This window comes from Variovorax sp. W1I1, assembly GCF_030815625.1.
In the GTDB taxonomy this organism is placed as follows: Bacteria; Pseudomonadota; Gammaproteobacteria; order Burkholderiales; family Burkholderiaceae_C; genus Variovorax; species Variovorax paradoxus_C.
Window position 1 is genome coordinate 2,168,737 of sequence record NZ_JAUSWZ010000001.1, and the last position, 16,636, is coordinate 2,185,372.

A 16,636-nucleotide genomic window follows, 5' to 3' on the forward strand; every position below is an offset into this window, starting at 1 on the left:
GCGGACTGAACCGGGGCGAGAATCGGCGCAATAAAAGCGCCCAAGTTGCGCAAGAGAGGACTGCGCACATGACAGACGATTCGAGCCGCCCGGACGCGGCGCGGGCACCGCCCACGCCTTCTTCTTCTTCTTCACCCCGCGCAGGCCTGCGCCGCTTCCGGGTCGACGTCGGCACCATCATCTGCGCGGTCGCGCTGCTCCAGTCGATGCTGCTCGTAGCCTTCGGCTACTGGGGCGCGGAGCAGCTGGTTTCGAAGGTCGGCGAGTCGGCGCACAAGGTCAACCACGACCGCGTCGAGGACAACGTGCTCGCCTTCCTCGCCAAGACCGAGGCGCTGGTGCGCGCCATCGCGCACACGCCCAGCCTGCATCCGGCAGGCCATGACGGCGACCGGACCGCCGAGCTGCTCTGGGCTGCGCTGGAGCAGACGCCCGAGCTCGACAGCATCGACGTAGCCAGCGACGACGGGCACCTGCTGATGGCGATGCGCTACCCGGAGACGGCGGTGCGGCAGGTGCTGCGCGACGCCGACTTCAGCACCGAGACCTGGGAATACAAGCAGCCGCCCGACGGCGACGGCGACGAAGACCCGCGGCAACGCTACGAGACAACCCGCGTCGAGTCCTTCCGCAGCGACGACGACCCGACGAGCGACGAAGATTTCGTCCAGGCGATGAAGGCGCAGCGCCCGGTGTGGACATCGCCTTTCGTGCTCCCCGCCGAGAAGGAACTCGGCGTCAGCCACGCGCGGCCCAGCCGGCGGCGCGATGACGAAGGCCGCACGCAGACGCTGGTGGTGTCCGCCAGCGTGTCGCTCGGGCATCTCTCCAGCCTCGTGCGCCTGTTCGGCGGCACGGGCCATGGCCACAGCGCCTTGCTGAGCGCCGACCATCACGTGATCGCGCGCAGCGACAACCCCCACCTCGTCCGTGTGCTGGAAGATCCCGACGGCGGCGTTCTCGGCGCGCTGCACGCCCACATGCTGGCCAGCGGCAGCAGGGGCTGGACGGAAGACATGGCCTTCACGCTCGATCACGGCGGGGCGCGCTACCAGGTGCAGACATCACGCATTCCGTCCACCGGCTGGCGGCTCGTCAGCTGGGAGCCCGAAGACGCGCTGCTCGGCGGGCTGCACCGCAACGTGCTCTGGTCGCTGCTGCTGACGCTGAGCTTCCTGGCCGTGTCGCTCTTCATTTCGCTGCGCCTGTCGAAGCTGGTGACCGCGCCGATCGAGAACCTCTCGCGCACGGCGCGCCGCATCGGGCGGCTGGAACTGGACGCGCTGCCGCGCGAGTCGAGCCGGGTGTTCGAGATCCAGAACCTGAGCCAGGCGCTGGACGATTCGGCGCGCAGCCTGCGGGCCTTCAGCAAGTTCGTGCCGGTGGATGTGATCAAGCAGCTCGTCGCCGAAGGCCATGCGCTCGCGCCCAACGGTTCGCCGCGCCGCGTGACCGCGATGTTCACCGACGTGGAAGGCTTCACCAGCATCTCGGAGTCGATGGAAGCCGGCGTGCTGATGCGCCAGTTGACCGAGTACTTCAACCTCGCCACGCGCGTGTTCGCACGGCATGGCGGCGTAGTCGACAAGTTCATGGGCGACGGGATCATGGTGCTCTGGGGCGCGCCGGCCGACCTGCCGGACGCGGAGTACCAGGCCTGCATCGCCTCGCTCGCGCTGCACGAGGAGATGAAGGCGCTCAACCGCAAGTGGCTGGGGGAAGGCCTGCAAGAGTTTCGAACGCGCATCGGCATTCACACTGGTGTCGTGATCGCAGGGGTGCTCGGCTCGAGCGACCGGCTGTCTTACACGGCGCTCGGCGATGTGATCAATGTAGCGAGCCGCATCGAGGGCACGAACAAGCAACTGGGCACGCGCACGTTGATCTCGGAGGCGACGTTCGCGGGGCTGGGCGGGCGACTCGCCACACGGCGGATCGAGGAATCGATCGAACTGCGCGGCCGCCAGACGCGCATGGTGCTGTACGAGTTGCTGGAGACGCCAGACCCCGCTACTTCTGCGAACCCTTGACCCTGCGCGCGAACGCCTCCAGTCCATCGACGGTGATCTGGATGTGCCGCTCGAAGCTGCTGTCCAGCGGCACGGTGGTGCCGTTGTCCCAGCGCACGATGAAGGCGTTGTTGGCGAGCAGCGGCAGGTTGCGCGCGAGCACCGGATGGTCGAGCGGGCGGATGGTGTGGACGCGCTCGCGAAGCTCCTCGGCCCAGGCCTGGGTGTTGTCGGCGGGCAGGGGAGAGAACTCCATCGTCAGGAAGCCCAGCATCGCCGCGATCACGCAGTTGTAGGCCTCCAGCAGCGACTGGCCCTCGAAGCCGGCCTCCGTCAGCGCCTCCAGCACGCCTTCGACCAGTTCGGTCTGCAGGCTGCCGTTGGACACCAACTGCGCGCCCAGCAACTGCGCCACGTTCGGATGACGCCGCACCGTGGCGCGGCAGCGGCGGAACAGTTCGGCGATCCATTCCTGCCAGAGCAGTTCCGTTGGCGGCGTGACCTCTGCCATCACCGTGGCGGCGACCTCGGCGAGCAGCGCCTCGCGCGTGCTGACGTGCCAGTGCACCGTCGCCGGATACACGCCGAGCTTGGCCGCGATCTCCCGCATGCTGAAGGCGCCCAGGCCGAATTCGTCGATGTGCGCGAGCGCGGCTTCGGCGATGAGCCGTTTAGAGAGCGCGCCGCCGCCGGTGGGGCGGCCGGCGGTCTTGGGTTTGGGCGCGGGAGCGGTCTTTTTCATGGAGGAAATGGCGTTGTGCAGCGGGCGAATTGATTGTATAAACATTATTAATTGAGCAGTGATCAATTAACCGGGGCAAAGCGCCAACTCACCTTCAAGGACCGTTCCATGACCGACGCCGCCATCGACCAAGCCCTCGCCGGGGCGCATCAACGCTTTACCGAAGGCAACTCCGAGAGCCGGCGCCGCTTCGACGAGCAGACGCGCTACATGCCCGGCGCCAACACGCGCTCGGTGCTGTTCTACGCGCCGTTTCCGCTCACCATCGCCAAGGGCGAGGGGGCTGCGCTCTGGGATGCGGACGGCCACCGGTATGCCGACTTCATCGCCGAGTACACGGCCGGCGTCTACGGCCACTCGGCGCCCGAGATCCGCGATGCGGTCATCGAGGCGATGCAGGGCGGCATCAACCTCACGGGCCACAACCTGCTCGAAGGCCGGCTGGCAAAGACCATCTGCGAGCGCTTTCCGCAGATCGAGCAACTGCGCTTCACCAACTCCGGCACCGAGGCGAACCTGATGGCGCTCACGGCCGCGCTGCACTTCACCGGGCGCCGAAAGATCGTGGTGTTCTCGGGTGGCTATCACGGCGGCGTGCTCGGCTTTGGCGACAAGCCTTCGCCGACGACCGTGCCCTTCGACTTTCTCGTGCTGCCCTACAACGACGCGCGGCGCGCGAGCGAAGAGATCGCCAGGCACGGCCCGGAGATCGCCGCCATCCTGGTCGAGCCGATGCAGGGCGCGAGCGGGTGCATTCCGGGGTGCCTCGATTTCCTGCAGGCGCTGCGCGATGGCGCCACAAAGGTCGGTGCGCTGCTGGTCTTCGACGAGGTGATGACCTCGCGCCTCGCGCCGCAGGGGCTGGCCAACAAGCTGGGCATCAAGTCCGACCTCACGACGCTGGGCAAGTACATCGGCGGCGGCATGTCGTTCGGCGCCTTCGGTGGGCGCGCGGACGTGATGGCGCAGTTCGATCCACGCACTGGCGCGCTCGCGCATTCGGGCACGTTCAACAACAACGTGATGACGATGGCGGCCGGGTATGCGGGGCTCACGAAGCTGTTCACGCCCGAGGCGGCCGGCGCGCTGGCCGAACGCGGCGAGACGATGCGGTCGCGGCTCAATGCGCTGTGCGCGAAGGAGGGCGTGGCGATGCAGTTCACCGGCGTCGGCTCGCTGATGAATGCGCATTTCGTCAGCGGTGAGGTGCGGCGCGTGGCCGATCTGGCGGCAGTTGACGGGCGCTTGCGCCAGCTGCTGTTCTTCTACCTGCTGAGCCGGGGCATCTACACGTCGCCGCGCGGCTTTGTCGTGCTCTCGCTGCCGCTGTCCGATGCGGACATCGACGCCTACGTCGCCGCCATCGGCAGCTTCATCGGCGAATACCGCGCGCTTATGCCTGGCGCGAAGTAGCAGCCACGCCCAGCAGCTCGTGCAGCCGCGTGCTGGTGGTCGTGTACTGCAGCGGCACCGCCTTGCCCGGGAACACGATGGCGGTGGCGCCCCAGGCCGCCAGCGTGGCTTCGTGGAAGCCGCAGACGATGAGCTTCTTCTTGCCCGGGTAGGTGTTGATGTCGCCCACAGCGAACACGCCGCGCTCGCGGGTTTCGTACTTCTCGGTGTCGACGGGCACCTGCTTGCGCTCGAGCTCCAGGCCCCAGTCAGCGATGGGCCCGAGGCGCGGCGAGATGCCGAGGCACGCGACCAGCGCGTCGAGCGGCAGGTCGACGGTCGTGGCATCGGGCGTGGTGATCTGCAACTGCTTGCCGTCGAAGGCGGTCGGCTGTCCGACCTTGAAGGCCAGCTTGCCGGCGGCCACGAGGGCGCGCATTGCGGCGATGTTCGCTTCGCTGGCCTGGAAGCCGTCGCGCCGGTGGACCAGCGTGACGTGCTTCGCAATGGCGGTGAGTGCAACGGTGGTTTCGAGCGCGATGTCGTCACCGCCATTCACCACCACCGTCTGCCCGGCGAAGCGGTCCAGCGATTCAGGGTGATAGAAAAGTGACGTGCCTTCGAATTGCGCGATGCCCTCGAGCGTGATGCGCTTGGGCACGAAGGCGCCGACGCCGGCTGCGATGAACACCGTCTTCGCGAGGAAAGCCTTGCCGGCCGACGTGGTCAGCAGCAGGCGCTCGTCGGCTTGGCGGGCGAGGGTGGCGACCTGCTCGCCGAAATGGAACTGCGGCTTGAACGGCGCCACCTGTGCGAGCAGCGACTGCGCAAGGTCGCGCCCGCTGGTCACCGGCGTGCCGGGAATGTCGTAGATCGGCTTGTCGCCATAGAGCGCCACGCACTGGCCGCCCGCGGCGGGCAGTGCATCGACGATGTGGCAGGAGATTTCAAGCAGGCCCAGTTGAAAGGCCTGGAACAGCCCGACAGGGCCTGCACCGACGATCAGTGCGTCGGTTTCGATGGGAGCAGGCAGCGCGCTCAGCGCACCAGCTCCCCGACCTTGTCCGTCTTGTCCTTCCACTCTTCAGCGTCGGGCAGGGCGGGCTTGCGCTTGGTGATGCTCTTCCAGCCATCGGCCAAGGCCAGCTCTGCATTGATCTTGATGAAGGCGATCTGGTTGGCCGGAAGGTCTTCTTCGGCGTAGATCGCGTTGACCGGGCACTCGGGGATGCAGACCGCGCAGTCGATGCATTCGTCCGGGTCGATCACCAGCATGTTGGGACCTTCGCGGAAGCAGTCGACGGGGCAAACGTCCACGCAGTCGGTGTATTTGCAACGGATGCAGGCTTCGGAAACGACGTGGGTCATTTGTCTTTTAAACGTCAGTTTGATCGGGGAAAACCCCAGATTTTAGGCCTTTGCGGCGGCGGGCTGCACGAGAACGGCAGCAGCGGTCTTGTGGGAGGCGGTATCGACCAGCACCAGCGAGCCCAGCGCACGCGATTGCGTGAAGGGCAACACGGCCAGCGGCTGCTGCAGTGCGAGCACCACATCGCCGATCGAATTGGCCTCCAGCTGCGTCGCGGGCTCCGATTCGAGCGTCGTGATGTTCACCCGATCGACGATGCGCGCGACCTTCGCCTTGACCCAGCGATGGCCCTGCAGCGCCCAGTACACGCGGCCCGCGACCAGCGGCTCGTCGTCGAGCCAGGCGACGGTGGCGGTGATCTCGCGCACCGGCTCGAAGGCGCCGGGCGCCAGCAGCCAGTCGCCGCGCGACACATCGACCTCGCGGTCGAGCACGATGCCCGCGCTGTGGCCCGCATGCACCGACTTCGGCTGGCGCGTGTGGCTCAGCACCTGCGCGACGGTGGCGGTCTGGTTGCTCGGCAACACGGTCACGCGCTGGCCGGGCTCCACATGACCCGAGGCGACGCGGCCCCAGAACACGCGGCGGCCCTGCGAGGTGTCGGCGGAGGAAGAAAACTTCTCCACCCACTGCACCGGAAAGGCGAAGGGCACGGCCTCGTCCTGCGCCGTGACCGGCAGGTCTTCGAGCAGCGCGAGCAGGCTCGGGCCTTCGTAGCCGACCCAGTCGGCATGGCGCGTAGCCACGTTCCAGCCCTTGAGCGCGGAGATCGGCACGATGCCGGCCACTTGCACGCCGGCCGCTTCGGCAAAGGCGTTCAACGCGGTCGAGATGCGCTCGAAAGCCAGGCCCGCGTCGTCGATGGCGTCGAGCTTGTTGACTGCGAACACGATCGACTGCACGCGCAGCAGATGGCACAGCAGCGTGTGGCGGCGCGTCTGCGGCAGCAGCTCGCGCTTGACCACGGTGCCGTCTTCCACTTCGGCGGCCCAGGCCAGCTTGGTCGCATCGACCAGCACCACGGCGGCATCGGCGGCCGAGGCGGCGGTGACCATGTTGCGGGTGTACTGCTCATGGCCCGGCGCGTCGCCGATGATGAACTTGCGCTTGGCGGTCGAGAAGTAGCGGTACGCCACGTCGATCGTGATGCCCTGTTCGCGCTCGGCCGAGAGGCCGTCGGTCAACAAGGCGAGGTCGGTTTCGCCGCCGCGCTGCACGCCGGCGAGCTGGTCCTGCAGCACGGTCTTGCTGTCCACCAGCAGGCGGCCGATGAGCGTGCTCTTGCCGTCGTCGACCGAGCCGCAGGTGATGAAGCGCAGGGCGGTGCCGGTGTCGCCGTGCACAACAGCGAGTTCGTTGGGGGTGGCTGTCGTCGTCGCGCTCATCAGAAGTAACCGTCTTTCTTGCGTTTTTCCATGGATGCTTCGGAGGTCATGTCGTCCATCCGGGTGGCACCGCGTTCGCTGACATCGACCGTGAGCGTTTCGATCACCACATCGCCCGCATCGGCCGCGAGGCTCTCGACCGGGCAGGTCGTCGTGATGTCGCCCACGGTGCGAAAGCGCACGTCGCGCACCTGCACCGTTTCGCCGTCGCGCGGCGGGGTCAGTTCGGTGACCGGCACCAGCAGGCCACGGCGTTCGACCACTTCGCGCTTGTGCGTGTAGTAGATCGACGGCAGGCCGACGTGCTCGCGCTCGATGTATTGCCACACGTCGAGTTCGGTCCAGTTCGAGATCGGGAACACGCGGAAGTGCTCACCCGGGGCGAGGCGCGTGTTGAACAGCGTCCACAGCTCAGGGCGCTGGTCCTTGGGCTGCCATTGGCCGAAGGAATCGCGGTGCGAAAAGATGCGCTCCTTGGCGCGCGCCTTTTCCTCGTCGCGGCGGGCGCCGCCGATCAGCGCATCGAAGCGGAATTCTTCAATCGCTTCGAGCAGCGTTACCGACTGGTGCGCGTTGCGCGATTCGCCCGGATGGGCGAGGCGCACGGTGCCGCGCGCCATCGAGTCCTCGACGCTGCGCACGATGAGTTCGGCGCCCAGCTCCTTCGCGCGCTGGTCGCGGTAGGCCGTCACTTCGGGGAAGTTGTGGCCCGTGTCGATCATCAGCAGCGGGTAGGGAATGCGGCCCGCGCCGAACGCCTTTTCCGCGCACTTCAGCAGCACCAGCGAATCCTTGCCGCCCGAGAACAGCAGGGTGGGGCGCTCGAAGGCCGCCGCCACTTCGCGCAGGATGAAGATGGTTTCTTCCTCCAGCGCATCGAGGTGCGTATTGGACAAGTGGGACAGGTCCGCCGGCGACAGCAGCAGTTCGGTTTCGGTTCGGGCGTTCATCGGGTGAGGGCTGGATTCAGAGGGTCGGTGAAGCGTTGGCGCTCAATGCGCGATATGCAATCCGCACTCGCGGTTGTCTTCGCCCTTGGTCGGGTCCACGTAGTCGAAGTTGTTGGGCAGGCCGTGTGCCGTGCAGTACTCGTACAGCTCCTTGGACGACCAGTGCAGCAGCGGCGCGACCTTGATGAGGCCGTCCGGATTCACGCTGACCGGGTCCATCTGCGCGCGCACGGCCGTGTCGGTCGCCCGCAGCGCGGTGAACCAGACCTTGGGTGCCGTCTCGCGCAGCGCGCGGGCAAAGGGCTCCAGCTTCACTTCTTCGGTGAAGGCAGCATGGCGCGGATCGTCGAGCGCCGGCGTCGGGCCTTCCACTGCTTCGCGGTGCGCACGCGAGCGGCGCGGCAGGTAGATGTGCAGCTCGAGGCCCAGCTGCTTGGTCACTTCGTCGGCAAAGCGGTAGGTGGCCTCGGTGTTGTAGCCGTTGTCCATCCAGATCACGGGAACATCGCGCTTCGCACGCGTGACCATGTGCAGGATCACCGCCTCGAACGGGCGGAAGTTGGTGGTGATGATCGAAGGCTGGCCCAGGCCGATTGCCCAGTCCACCAGGCCTTCGGCATTGCGGCCGAGGTCGGTGTTGATGCGCGCGAAGTCGATGTCGGTGGCGGTGCTCATGTCGAATGTTCTCTTCTTCTTGCGGCTCAGTTGCCGGTCACGAAGTGCGGTGCGGTCTTCACGGCATCGCCTTGGTAGAAGGCGGAGAAGCGGTCGAACTGGCGCTGCGCGTCGGAGGCGTCCACGCCTTCCTTCAGCACCGCGCTCGAAAAGCCCGTGCGCTCCATCTGCACCAGTTGGTCGATGAGCACGTCGCCCGTCGCACGGATGTCGCCCGTGAAGCCGAGCCGGCGGCGCAGCAGGAAAGCCTGGCTGTAGGCGCGGCCGTCGGTGAACTTCGGAAAGTTCAGGTCGATGCGTTCGATGTCGGCCAGGCACACCTCGATGGCGAGCGGGTCGGCATCGTTGGCGAGCTGCAGAACCTTCGGGTCGCCGTCGTCGATGTGTTCTTCAGCGGAAAGAATGTTCAGCGTCTTGTTCATGCTGCTTCCTCCACCTTGAACCGCGCACCGTTGGCTGCGGCCTTGAACGGGTCGTGGCCCACGCGGCGCAGCGTGTCGATGAAGGTCTCGCCCGACGAACGGGTGTCGCGATAGGTCGTGAGCACGGCCTCGATCACGCCCGGCACTTCGGCCGCCGAGAACGAGGGGCCGACCGCCTTGCCGGCCTGCGACGCACCGCTGAGCGCGGAACCGTCGGAGCCGCCGAGGGTGACCTGGTACCACTCCTTGCCGTCCTTGTCGACGCCCAGGATGCCGATGTGGCCGCTGTGGTGGTGGCCGCAGGAGTTGATGCAGCCGCTGATGTGCAGGTCGATCTCTCCCAGGTCGTCGAGCTCGTCGAGGTCTTGATAACGCTCGGTGATGGCTTCGGCGATGGGGATGGAACGCGCATTGGCCAGCGCGCAGAAGTCGCCGCCGGGGCAGGCGATCATGTCGGTCAGCAGGTGCACGTTGGCGCTCGCGAAACCGGCGGCGCGGGCGGCGAGCCACAGCGCGTGCAGGTCTTCGGCGTGCACCCAGGGCAGCACCACGTTCTGGTCGTGCGTCACGCGGGCTTCGCCAGCGGAGAAGCGATCGGCCAGTTGCGCGAGCGTGTCGAGCTGGTCGGCCGATGCATCGCCGGGCGCCTGCTTCAGGCGCTTGAATGACAGCGTGACGGCGCGCAGCGCGGGGTTCTTGTGCGGCGCCACGTTGCGGGCGAGCCAGCGGGCGAACTGCACGTCGTCGGCCGCGTGGGCACGCAGCTCGGCGTCGGTTTTTTCGGCGCTCTGCAGCACGCGGGTGGCCAGCGTCGGCGGCACGAAGGAGGCGGCCACGCGGTCGTACTCTTCCTGCGTGATGGTGTGCGGTGCGCCGTCGTGTTCGAGGATCTGCTTGTACTCGGCCTCGACGTCGTCGATGTAGCGCTGGCCTTCGGCCTTCACCAGGATCTTGATGCGCGCCTTGTAGATGTTGTCGCGGCGGCCATAGCGGTTGTAGACACGGATCACCGCTTCGAGGTAATTCATGATCTGCTGCCACGGCAGGAACTCGCGCAGCACGGTGCCGATGATCGGCGTGCGGCCCATGCCGCCGCCCACTTGCACGCGAAAGCCGATTTCTCCCGCTTCGTTCTTCACCACGTGCAGGCCCACGTCATGCCAGCCGGTGGCGGCGCGGTCTTCGGTGGCGCCGGTGATGGCGATCTTGAACTTGCGCGGCAGGAAGGCGAACTCAGGGTGCAGCGTGCTCCACTGGCGCATGATTTCCGCGAACGGGCGCGGATCGGCGATTTCGTCGACCGCAATGCCGGCACGCTCGTCGCTCGTGATGTTGCGGATGCAGTTGCCGCTGGTCTGGATGCCGTGCATGTCGACCGAGGCCAGCAGGTCCATCACGTCGGCCGATTTGGCGAGCGGAATCCAGTTGTACTGGACGTTCTGGCGCGTCGAGAAGTGGGCGTAGTGGGTCGGGAGCTTGTGGCTGCCGAGCAGGCCCTGCGTTTCGATGGCCTTCTTGTAGACCTCGGCTTCGGGCTCGTCGTATTCGCGGGCAATCTTTGCCAGCACGCGCAACTGACGGCTCGAAAGCTCGCCATAGGGCACGGCCACGCGCAGCATCGGCGCATAGCGCTGGACGTACCAGCCGTTTTGCAGCCGCAGCGGGCGGAACTCGTCCTCGTGCAGGCGGCCCTTTTGCCAGCGCTCGAGCTGGTCTCTGAACTGGGCGGCCCGTTGGTGAACGAACTGGCGATCGAATTCTGTGTATTGGTACATCGTGAGTGCTGTCTTGAAGTGCGGTGCGTCCAGCGCCCCAGCAAGAAGCCGAGATTCTGAAAGCGGGCCTTATGGAAACAAACTATTTTTTGGTTCGCGCTTTATGCGGATAAGCTAATTCACCAATGGCCATGCGGGTTTGCGGGCGGTTGGATGCTTATTCTGGATAAGGGCGGTGGGGTGGAATTGGCTTTCCGGGCCCGTGGATTTTAGGAACCGCTGAGCTTCTTACGCATTGATCTGGCTTTCTTTCCCGAGGCCGGGTCTCGCCCCGGCGGGCGACCTACTTTTCTTTGCTTCGCCAAAGAAAGGTAGGCAAAAGAAAGGCGACCCCGCTGTCTGCGACCCTTCGCTGCGCTACGGGCAACCTGCGGTGCTCACGTTTCGCGGGGTCTCGCAGAACTCGCCTTCGGCTCAAACAGCTGCGAGCCCTGATCCGCGAAACGCTGCGCTCCTCGGCGCAGCCAGAGGGGCTTGGACACCGAACGGGCCATTGCTTCGCTCGGCTCGAGGGGCAGACACGCAGAGCGTGTCTGCCTTGAATTGAGTGCTGTGAGCGCTGTGCCCGGGGCAAGGCCAAGCGAAGCGTCGGCCCGAAGTGCCTTGAACGCCGAGCGCAGCGATGGCGCGGCCGAAAGCCCTTCTGTATGCGCCGAGGAGCGGAGCGTTTCGCGGATGAGGGCTCGCCCTTGTTTGAGGTTCTATGTTTTTTGCAAGCCGTTCTTTGGCAACAACCGCTGCGGATCGAACAACTCAGCGCCCTTCCAAACAGCAAAGGCCACTCGCAACAACTTGCGCCCCAGAATGATGAACGCCTGCGTAGTGGCGAAGCCCTTGGCCCGTATCGCCTCGTACAACGGCCTGAGTGCCTTGCTACGACTCGCCGAGAAGCCCACCAGATAGATCTGCCGGCGCAGCAGCGACGGCCCCTTCTTGCTCAATCGACGCCTGCCATGCTTGGCGCCCGAATCATTGGGCCGAGGGTCCAGTCCGCAGTACGCCACCAACGCATCTGCATTGGTGAACTCCAAGCGACTGAACAGCGTCGCCAGCAACGCCGAGGTCTGTGGGCCAATGCCAGTGATCGTGCGCAACCTCTGGCAGCCGCTGCGCAGCCGTGCATCGCTGGCAATCAGCTCCTGCACCTTCCCGTCCATCGCGCCAAGCAAGTCATCAAAGGCCTGGTACACGCCGCCGGCATCGATGTCGCATGCATCCACGCCGCTCACGATCTGCCGCAAGGCCGAGCGTTGGGCTGCCAGTCGCGCTCGGCGTGTGAGCAGATCCTGCAGCCGCTGCTGCACCGAGCTGGCAGCCTGCCAGGGGTGCAGGCGCTCGTGATGCTCGGCCAGATAACGCGCGATGACCCCGGCATCCACGCCGTCGGTCTTGGCCCTGGTGCCCAAGGCCCGGGCGTAGAAGTACACGTCGCGTGCATTGAGCACGTACACCTTCAACCCGGCCTGGTTGGCCAAGTGCGCCAGCAGGCCGTGATACCGCCCCGTCGACTCCATCGCGATGAGGGCCCCGGGCGGCACCTCCCGCAGCCAGTTGGCAATGCAGCTTGCATCGTTGGGCACGCTGCGAGGTCGATGCTCAGGCCCCAGCGAAATGACCAGCTCGGCCTTGGAAACATCCACGCCGATGTACAGGGTTGGCTCTTGCATGGCAGCACCTCCAGTTGGACAATTTGCCAAGCTGGGGTGCAGCCCACCCTCCACGTTTGCTTGCGTCCAGATCGGCGGTCGTCCCGTCCGAAAACGGAACTCCGCTCAGTTCCTAATCGACGTTGGAAGGTGGGGCGGGAGAAATCTCAAAACTGTCGGTCCGCTGCCGCGGCCGAGTGCGAAGCGAGTCCCTCCACCCCAGCGCCTCAACCATACAAGCGAAGCGAGTTTGGGCGAGACCCCGCGAAACGTGAGCACCGCAGGTTGCCCGTAGCGAAGCGCAGGGACGCAGACAGCAGGGTCGCCTTTTCTTTGCTTACGTTCTTTTGGCGAAGCAAAAGAAAGTAAGTCGCCTGCCGGGGCGAGACCCGGCCTCCGCCCTCAGCAGAGAAAAAGCAACTTCACCGCAACATCGAAGACATCGCCGAACAGCAGTTCAACATCCGCACAGCCGCCTCCACCGTCCCAGCGCTGAAGCGCAGAGTCACACCATCGACCCGCTCAAAGCTCGGCCACTGGCAAAACAGATCAGCCATCATCGGCGACTGAGTCCGCAGCGTGACCACCTGCGGCCCCTCGAAGACCAGCGGCTTCGCACGGCCCCGTGCAGCCAGTGCCTCAACCACCCCGGCGCGAATCGCCTTGCGCGATTGCTCCGGCGACAGCGACACGCCGCTGTTGAAGCCAGTCGCCTTCTTCGTCTCCACAAACGTCGCATGAGGAAAGAGCGCCCGGTTCTCGGAGATGAACACGTCATCCCCACTGCCCATCACCACGGGCACGCCGTACTCGCCGGCCAGCGCGCCATAGATCCCGGCCTCACCCAGTTCCTGATCCCCGAACCGGATGCCCGCAAAGGCAAAGCCGTTGATCGTGTGCGCCAGGATGCCGCGCCCCTGCGCCCGCGAGTGGTAACCCACCATGCAGACCGCCTCCACGCCGTCTTCCTCCACGCCCGCCACCATGCTCAGGTACCGCGGCTTGCCCTGCACGACGCGGGCGCGCGCATCGAGCACATCGGGCGGCATGTTGCGAAAGCCGCCGTGCGAGTCATTCACCAGCACCTCGCTGGCGCCCGCATCGAAGGCGCCGGCAATCGCCGCGTTGGCCTCGTGCGCCATCAGCACGCGGGCACGTTCGTACTCCGGGTTGCCGGCCCGCGCCTGCTCGTGGTGATAGACGCCCGCAACGCCTTCGATGTCGGTGGAGATCAGGACTTTCATGGGAGGGCGTGCACTTCTGCGGAAGAGAAAAGGGAAGAGGGCGGCAACACCTCGGACAGCGCCGCCCGGTGATTGCCATCGCGGCCCGTCACGGCCGTTGCGCGCCAGAGCGCGTGAAGAATGGCCTGCTCGGTGCTGTCGGCGGCGGCCTGGAAGAGGCCATCGAGCAACCCGTCGTGCACCATCGCGATGGTCGGCATCGGGCGGTCGACGCGATCGGGCACGGTGTAGGCGGTCGAGAAGGCCAGCACGATGTCGCCGCTGCCATGGCCGAAGACCGAGCCGGTGCGCGCGAGGCCCGCACCCGCGCGCAGTGCGAGGCGGCGCAGTTGGCGCGCATCGAGCGGTGCATCGGTCGCGACCACGATGATGATCGAGCCCTTCTCGGGCTCCTTGCATTCGGCCGTGGCCTGCTGCGTTGCCAGCCGCTCGCCGACCGCGTGGCCGGCCAGTACCAGTTGCGGCTGCCGCCCATAGTTCGCGAGCACCAGCGCACCCACCGTATGCACTTCGCCGCAGGGCGACGACACGCGGCGCGAGGCGCTGCCGATGCCGCCCTTGAGCTGGAAACTCGACATGCCGCGCCCCGCGCCGACGGAGCCTTGCGCGAAGTCGGGGCCTGCGGCGTCGAGCGCCTGCAGGTAGTCGGCCTCGGTGATCGCGAGCTGCTGGATGTCGTTCAGAAAACCGTCGTTGCACTCGAAGACCAGTGGGTTCACCGTCGGCAGCGACCGGCCGCTCTCGGGGTTGGCCGCGATGCAATGCCGGATCTGTGCCGTTGCCACCGTGCCGACCGAGAAGGTGTTGGTCAGCGCGATGGGCGTTTCCAGCACGCCGAGTTCCGCGAGTTGCACCAGCCCGACGCTCTTGCCAAAACCGTTGAGCACCACGGCCGCGGCCGGCACCTTGTCGCGGAACGGATCGCCCGCATGCGGGCGGATCACCGTCACGCCCGTCTGCACGGCGCCGTCGTCCAGCGTCTGGTGGCCGACGGTGACGCCTTCGACGTCGGTGATGGCGTTGCGCGGGCCCTGGAGCAGGGTGCCGATGTAAGGCAGGTTGGTCGTCGATGCCATGAAGAAAAGCAGATTACTCGCGGTCGATCTTCGGATCGAGCGCATCGCGCAATGCATCGCCCAGCAGGTTGAACGCGAGCACGGTGAAGAAGATGGCCAGGCTCGGGAACAGCGCCACGTGCGGCGAGGTCACCATGTCGGCGCGCGCCTCGTTGAGCATCGCGCCCCACTCGGGCGTCGGCGGCTGCGCGCCCATGCCGAGGAACGAGAGGCTGGCGGCCGTGATGATCGAGGTGCCCACGCGCATCGAGAAGTACACGACGATGGACGAGATCGTGCCCGGCAGGATGTGCCGCACGATGATGGTCCAGTCCGATGCGCCGATGCTGCGCTCGGCCTCGATGTAGGTCTGTTGCTTCAGCACCAGCGTGTTGCCGCGCACGAGGCGCGCGAAGGCCGGCACGCTGAACACCGACACCGCCACCACCACGTTGGTCATGCTGCTGCCCAAAATGGCGACCACGCCCAGCGCCAGCAGGATGCCGGGAAAGGCGAACAGCACGTCCGAGATGCGCATCACGATGCGGTCCCACCAGCCTTCGTAGTAGCCCGCCAGCAGTCCGAACGCCGTGCCGATGAAGCCGCCCACCAGCACCGACAGAAAGCCCGCCATCAGCGAGATGCGCGCACCCGCGAGGATGCGGCTGAAGATGTCGCGGCCCAGCGGATCGACGCCGAACCAGTGCGTGGCCGAGGGGCCGCTGTTCAGCATGTCGTAGTCGAAGAAGTTCTCCGGGTCGAAGGGCACGATCCACGGCGCGAACACCGCGACGAACACCAGCAGCAACACGAAGATCGCGGCCACGATGCCCACCGGCTGCTTCTTGAAGCGGCGCCAGCATTCGCCCCATGGCGTGCGGACCTTGCCGGCGTTCTGAAGCGTGGCGACCGGGGAGGTCGGAAGAATGGTTTCGGCAGGCACGCCGGAAGCTTGCGTCATGGCTGCTTGCTCACTTGTAGCGAATGGTCGGGTTGATGTAGCCATACAGCACATCGACCACCAGGTTGATCAGAATGAACTCGAGCGAGAACAGCAGCACCAGCGTCTGGATGACGGGGTAGTCGCGCATCTGCACGGCATCGACCAAAAGGCGCCCGAGGCCCGGCCAGTTGAAGACCGCCTCCACAAGGATGGAGCCGCCCAGCAGGAAGCCGAACTGCAGGCCCATCATGGTCACCACCGGGATCAGTGCATTGCGCAGCGTGTGCTTGAAGATCACCCGGGATTCGTGCACGCCTTTGGCGCGCGCGGTGCGCACGAAATCTTCCTGGATCACCTCGACGAACGAGGCGCGCGTGAAGCGGGCCATCACGGCCGCCACGGCGGCTCCGAGCGTGATCGAGGGCAGGATGTAGTGCTTCCAGGTCGCGGCGCCCACGGTGGGCAGCCAGCCGAGCTGCACCGAGAAGATCTGCATCAGCAACATGCCCAATGCAAATGCGGGAAATGAAATGCCCGACACGGCGAGCGTCATGCCCAGCCGGTCCGGCCATTTATTGCGGTACACGGCAGAGACGATGCCGATGCCCATGCCGAAGATCACGGCCCACACCATGCTGGTGATGGTCAGCATCACCGTCGGGAAGAAGCGCTCCGCGATCTCCACCGACACCGGCCGCCGCGTGCGGATCGAGGTGCCGAAGTCGCCTTGCAGCATGTGGGTGAAGAAGCTCACGAACTGCTGGGGCAGCGGCTTGTCCAGCCCGAGTTCGGCGCGGACCATGGCCACGGTCTGCTCGTCGGCCTCCTGGCCGGCCGCAAGGCGCGCCGGGTCACCGGGCAGCATGTGGACGAACAGGAACACCAGCACGGCCACGATGAGCAGTGTCGGGATCAGGCCCAGCAAGCGTTTGAGAAAGTAATTCAGCATGGGGTGCGGATGTCGCGTGCGGACGGCGGCACAGTGCCGCCGCCCGCCGGACAGTCAGTCAGAAAACAAGGAACCGGCGA

At 66.1% G+C, this 16,636-nt stretch carries 15 protein-coding genes; 2 read left to right on the forward strand and 13 right to left on the reverse strand.

Features of this window, described 5'->3' with window-relative positions; translation table 11 throughout:
- Positions 1 to 68: 68 nt before the first annotated feature.
- Positions 69 to 2,030, forward strand: coding sequence for an adenylate/guanylate cyclase domain-containing protein (locus QFZ83_RS10290; protein ID WP_307505732.1), 1,962 nt, complete (start codon positions 69 to 71; stop codon positions 2,028 to 2,030).
- On the opposite strand, the gene QFZ83_RS10295 is transcribed toward QFZ83_RS10290, so the two are convergent.
- A complete protein-coding gene (locus QFZ83_RS10295; protein WP_013541040.1) occupies positions 2,011 to 2,751 on the reverse strand; it encodes a TetR/AcrR family transcriptional regulator in 741 nt (246 codons plus the stop codon). The two genes, QFZ83_RS10290 and QFZ83_RS10295, sit on opposite strands and share 20 nt — an antisense overlap.
- Positions 2,752 to 2,859: 108 nt before the next feature.
- On the opposite strand from QFZ83_RS10295, the gene QFZ83_RS10300 reads away from it, so the two are divergent.
- Positions 2,860 to 4,164 (forward strand): aspartate aminotransferase family protein, encoded by a 1,305-nt coding sequence (locus tag QFZ83_RS10300; protein ID WP_307505736.1) that lies wholly within the window; start codon positions 2,860 to 2,862, stop codon positions 4,162 to 4,164.
- Here QFZ83_RS10300 and QFZ83_RS10305 read toward each other — a convergent pair.
- The 12 genes from QFZ83_RS10305 to gsiC all read right to left on the reverse strand — a co-directional run bounded on the left by QFZ83_RS10305 (position 4,145) and on the right by gsiC (position 16,556).
- Positions 4,145 to 5,224: an NAD(P)/FAD-dependent oxidoreductase gene (locus QFZ83_RS10305; RefSeq protein ID WP_307505738.1), complete on the reverse strand. Its 1,080-nt coding sequence runs from the start codon at positions 5,222 to 5,224 to the stop codon at positions 4,145 to 4,147. The genes QFZ83_RS10300 and QFZ83_RS10305 overlap by 20 nt on opposite strands.
- Positions 5,182 to 5,511, reverse strand: a complete 330-nt coding sequence (fdxA, locus tag QFZ83_RS10310) for a ferredoxin FdxA (RefSeq protein WP_007839295.1) — start codon at positions 5,509 to 5,511, stop codon at positions 5,182 to 5,184. The genes QFZ83_RS10305 and fdxA overlap by 43 nt, the downstream gene beginning before the upstream one ends.
- A gap of 42 nt (positions 5,512 to 5,553) precedes the next feature.
- The gene (locus QFZ83_RS10315) at positions 5,554 to 6,897 is read right to left on the reverse strand and encodes a sulfate adenylyltransferase subunit 1 (RefSeq protein ID WP_307505741.1); all 1,344 of its coding nucleotides are present in this window, start codon (positions 6,895 to 6,897) and stop codon (positions 5,554 to 5,556) included.
- A complete protein-coding gene (cysD, locus tag QFZ83_RS10320) occupies positions 6,897 to 7,847 on the reverse strand; it encodes a sulfate adenylyltransferase subunit CysD (RefSeq protein ID WP_013541044.1) in 951 nt (316 codons plus the stop codon). The genes QFZ83_RS10315 and cysD overlap by 1 nt, the downstream gene beginning before the upstream one ends.
- A gap of 42 nt (positions 7,848 to 7,889) precedes the next feature.
- On the reverse strand, positions 7,890 to 8,522 hold the full coding sequence (locus tag QFZ83_RS10325; RefSeq protein ID WP_307505746.1) for a phosphoadenosine phosphosulfate reductase family protein: 633 nt from the start codon (positions 8,520 to 8,522) through the stop codon (positions 7,890 to 7,892).
- Positions 8,523 to 8,548: 26 nt separating this feature from the next.
- Positions 8,549 to 8,944 carry a DUF934 domain-containing protein gene (locus QFZ83_RS10330; RefSeq protein WP_307505749.1) on the reverse strand — a complete coding sequence of 132 codons (396 nt, stop codon included), beginning with the start codon at positions 8,942 to 8,944 and terminating at the stop codon, positions 8,549 to 8,551.
- Positions 8,941 to 10,719: a nitrite/sulfite reductase gene (locus QFZ83_RS10335; RefSeq protein WP_307505751.1), complete on the reverse strand. Its 1,779-nt coding sequence runs from the start codon at positions 10,717 to 10,719 to the stop codon at positions 8,941 to 8,943. The genes QFZ83_RS10330 and QFZ83_RS10335 overlap by 4 nt, the downstream gene beginning before the upstream one ends.
- 701 nt (positions 10,720 to 11,420) lie before the next feature.
- The gene (locus QFZ83_RS10340; protein ID WP_307503972.1) at positions 11,421 to 12,386 is read right to left on the reverse strand and encodes a transposase; all 966 of its coding nucleotides are present in this window, start codon (positions 12,384 to 12,386) and stop codon (positions 11,421 to 11,423) included.
- A gap of 401 nt (positions 12,387 to 12,787) precedes the next feature.
- Positions 12,788 to 13,609 (reverse strand): M55 family metallopeptidase, encoded by an 822-nt coding sequence (locus QFZ83_RS10345; protein WP_307505754.1) that lies wholly within the window; start codon positions 13,607 to 13,609, stop codon positions 12,788 to 12,790.
- Entirely contained in the window at positions 13,606 to 14,685 is a 1,080-nt protein-coding gene (locus QFZ83_RS10350) for a P1 family peptidase (RefSeq protein ID WP_307505757.1), read from the reverse strand. Before QFZ83_RS10350 ends, QFZ83_RS10345 begins: the two co-directional genes overlap by 4 nt.
- Before the next feature lie 13 nt (positions 14,686 to 14,698).
- Positions 14,699 to 15,625 carry a glutathione ABC transporter permease GsiD gene (gene gsiD, locus QFZ83_RS10355; protein WP_013541051.1) on the reverse strand — a complete coding sequence of 309 codons (927 nt, stop codon included), beginning with the start codon at positions 15,623 to 15,625 and terminating at the stop codon, positions 14,699 to 14,701.
- 10 nt (positions 15,626 to 15,635) lie between these two features.
- A complete protein-coding gene (gene gsiC / locus QFZ83_RS10360) occupies positions 15,636 to 16,556 on the reverse strand; it encodes a glutathione ABC transporter permease GsiC (protein ID WP_307505760.1) in 921 nt (306 codons plus the stop codon).
- Positions 16,557 to 16,636: the final 80 nt, after the last annotated feature.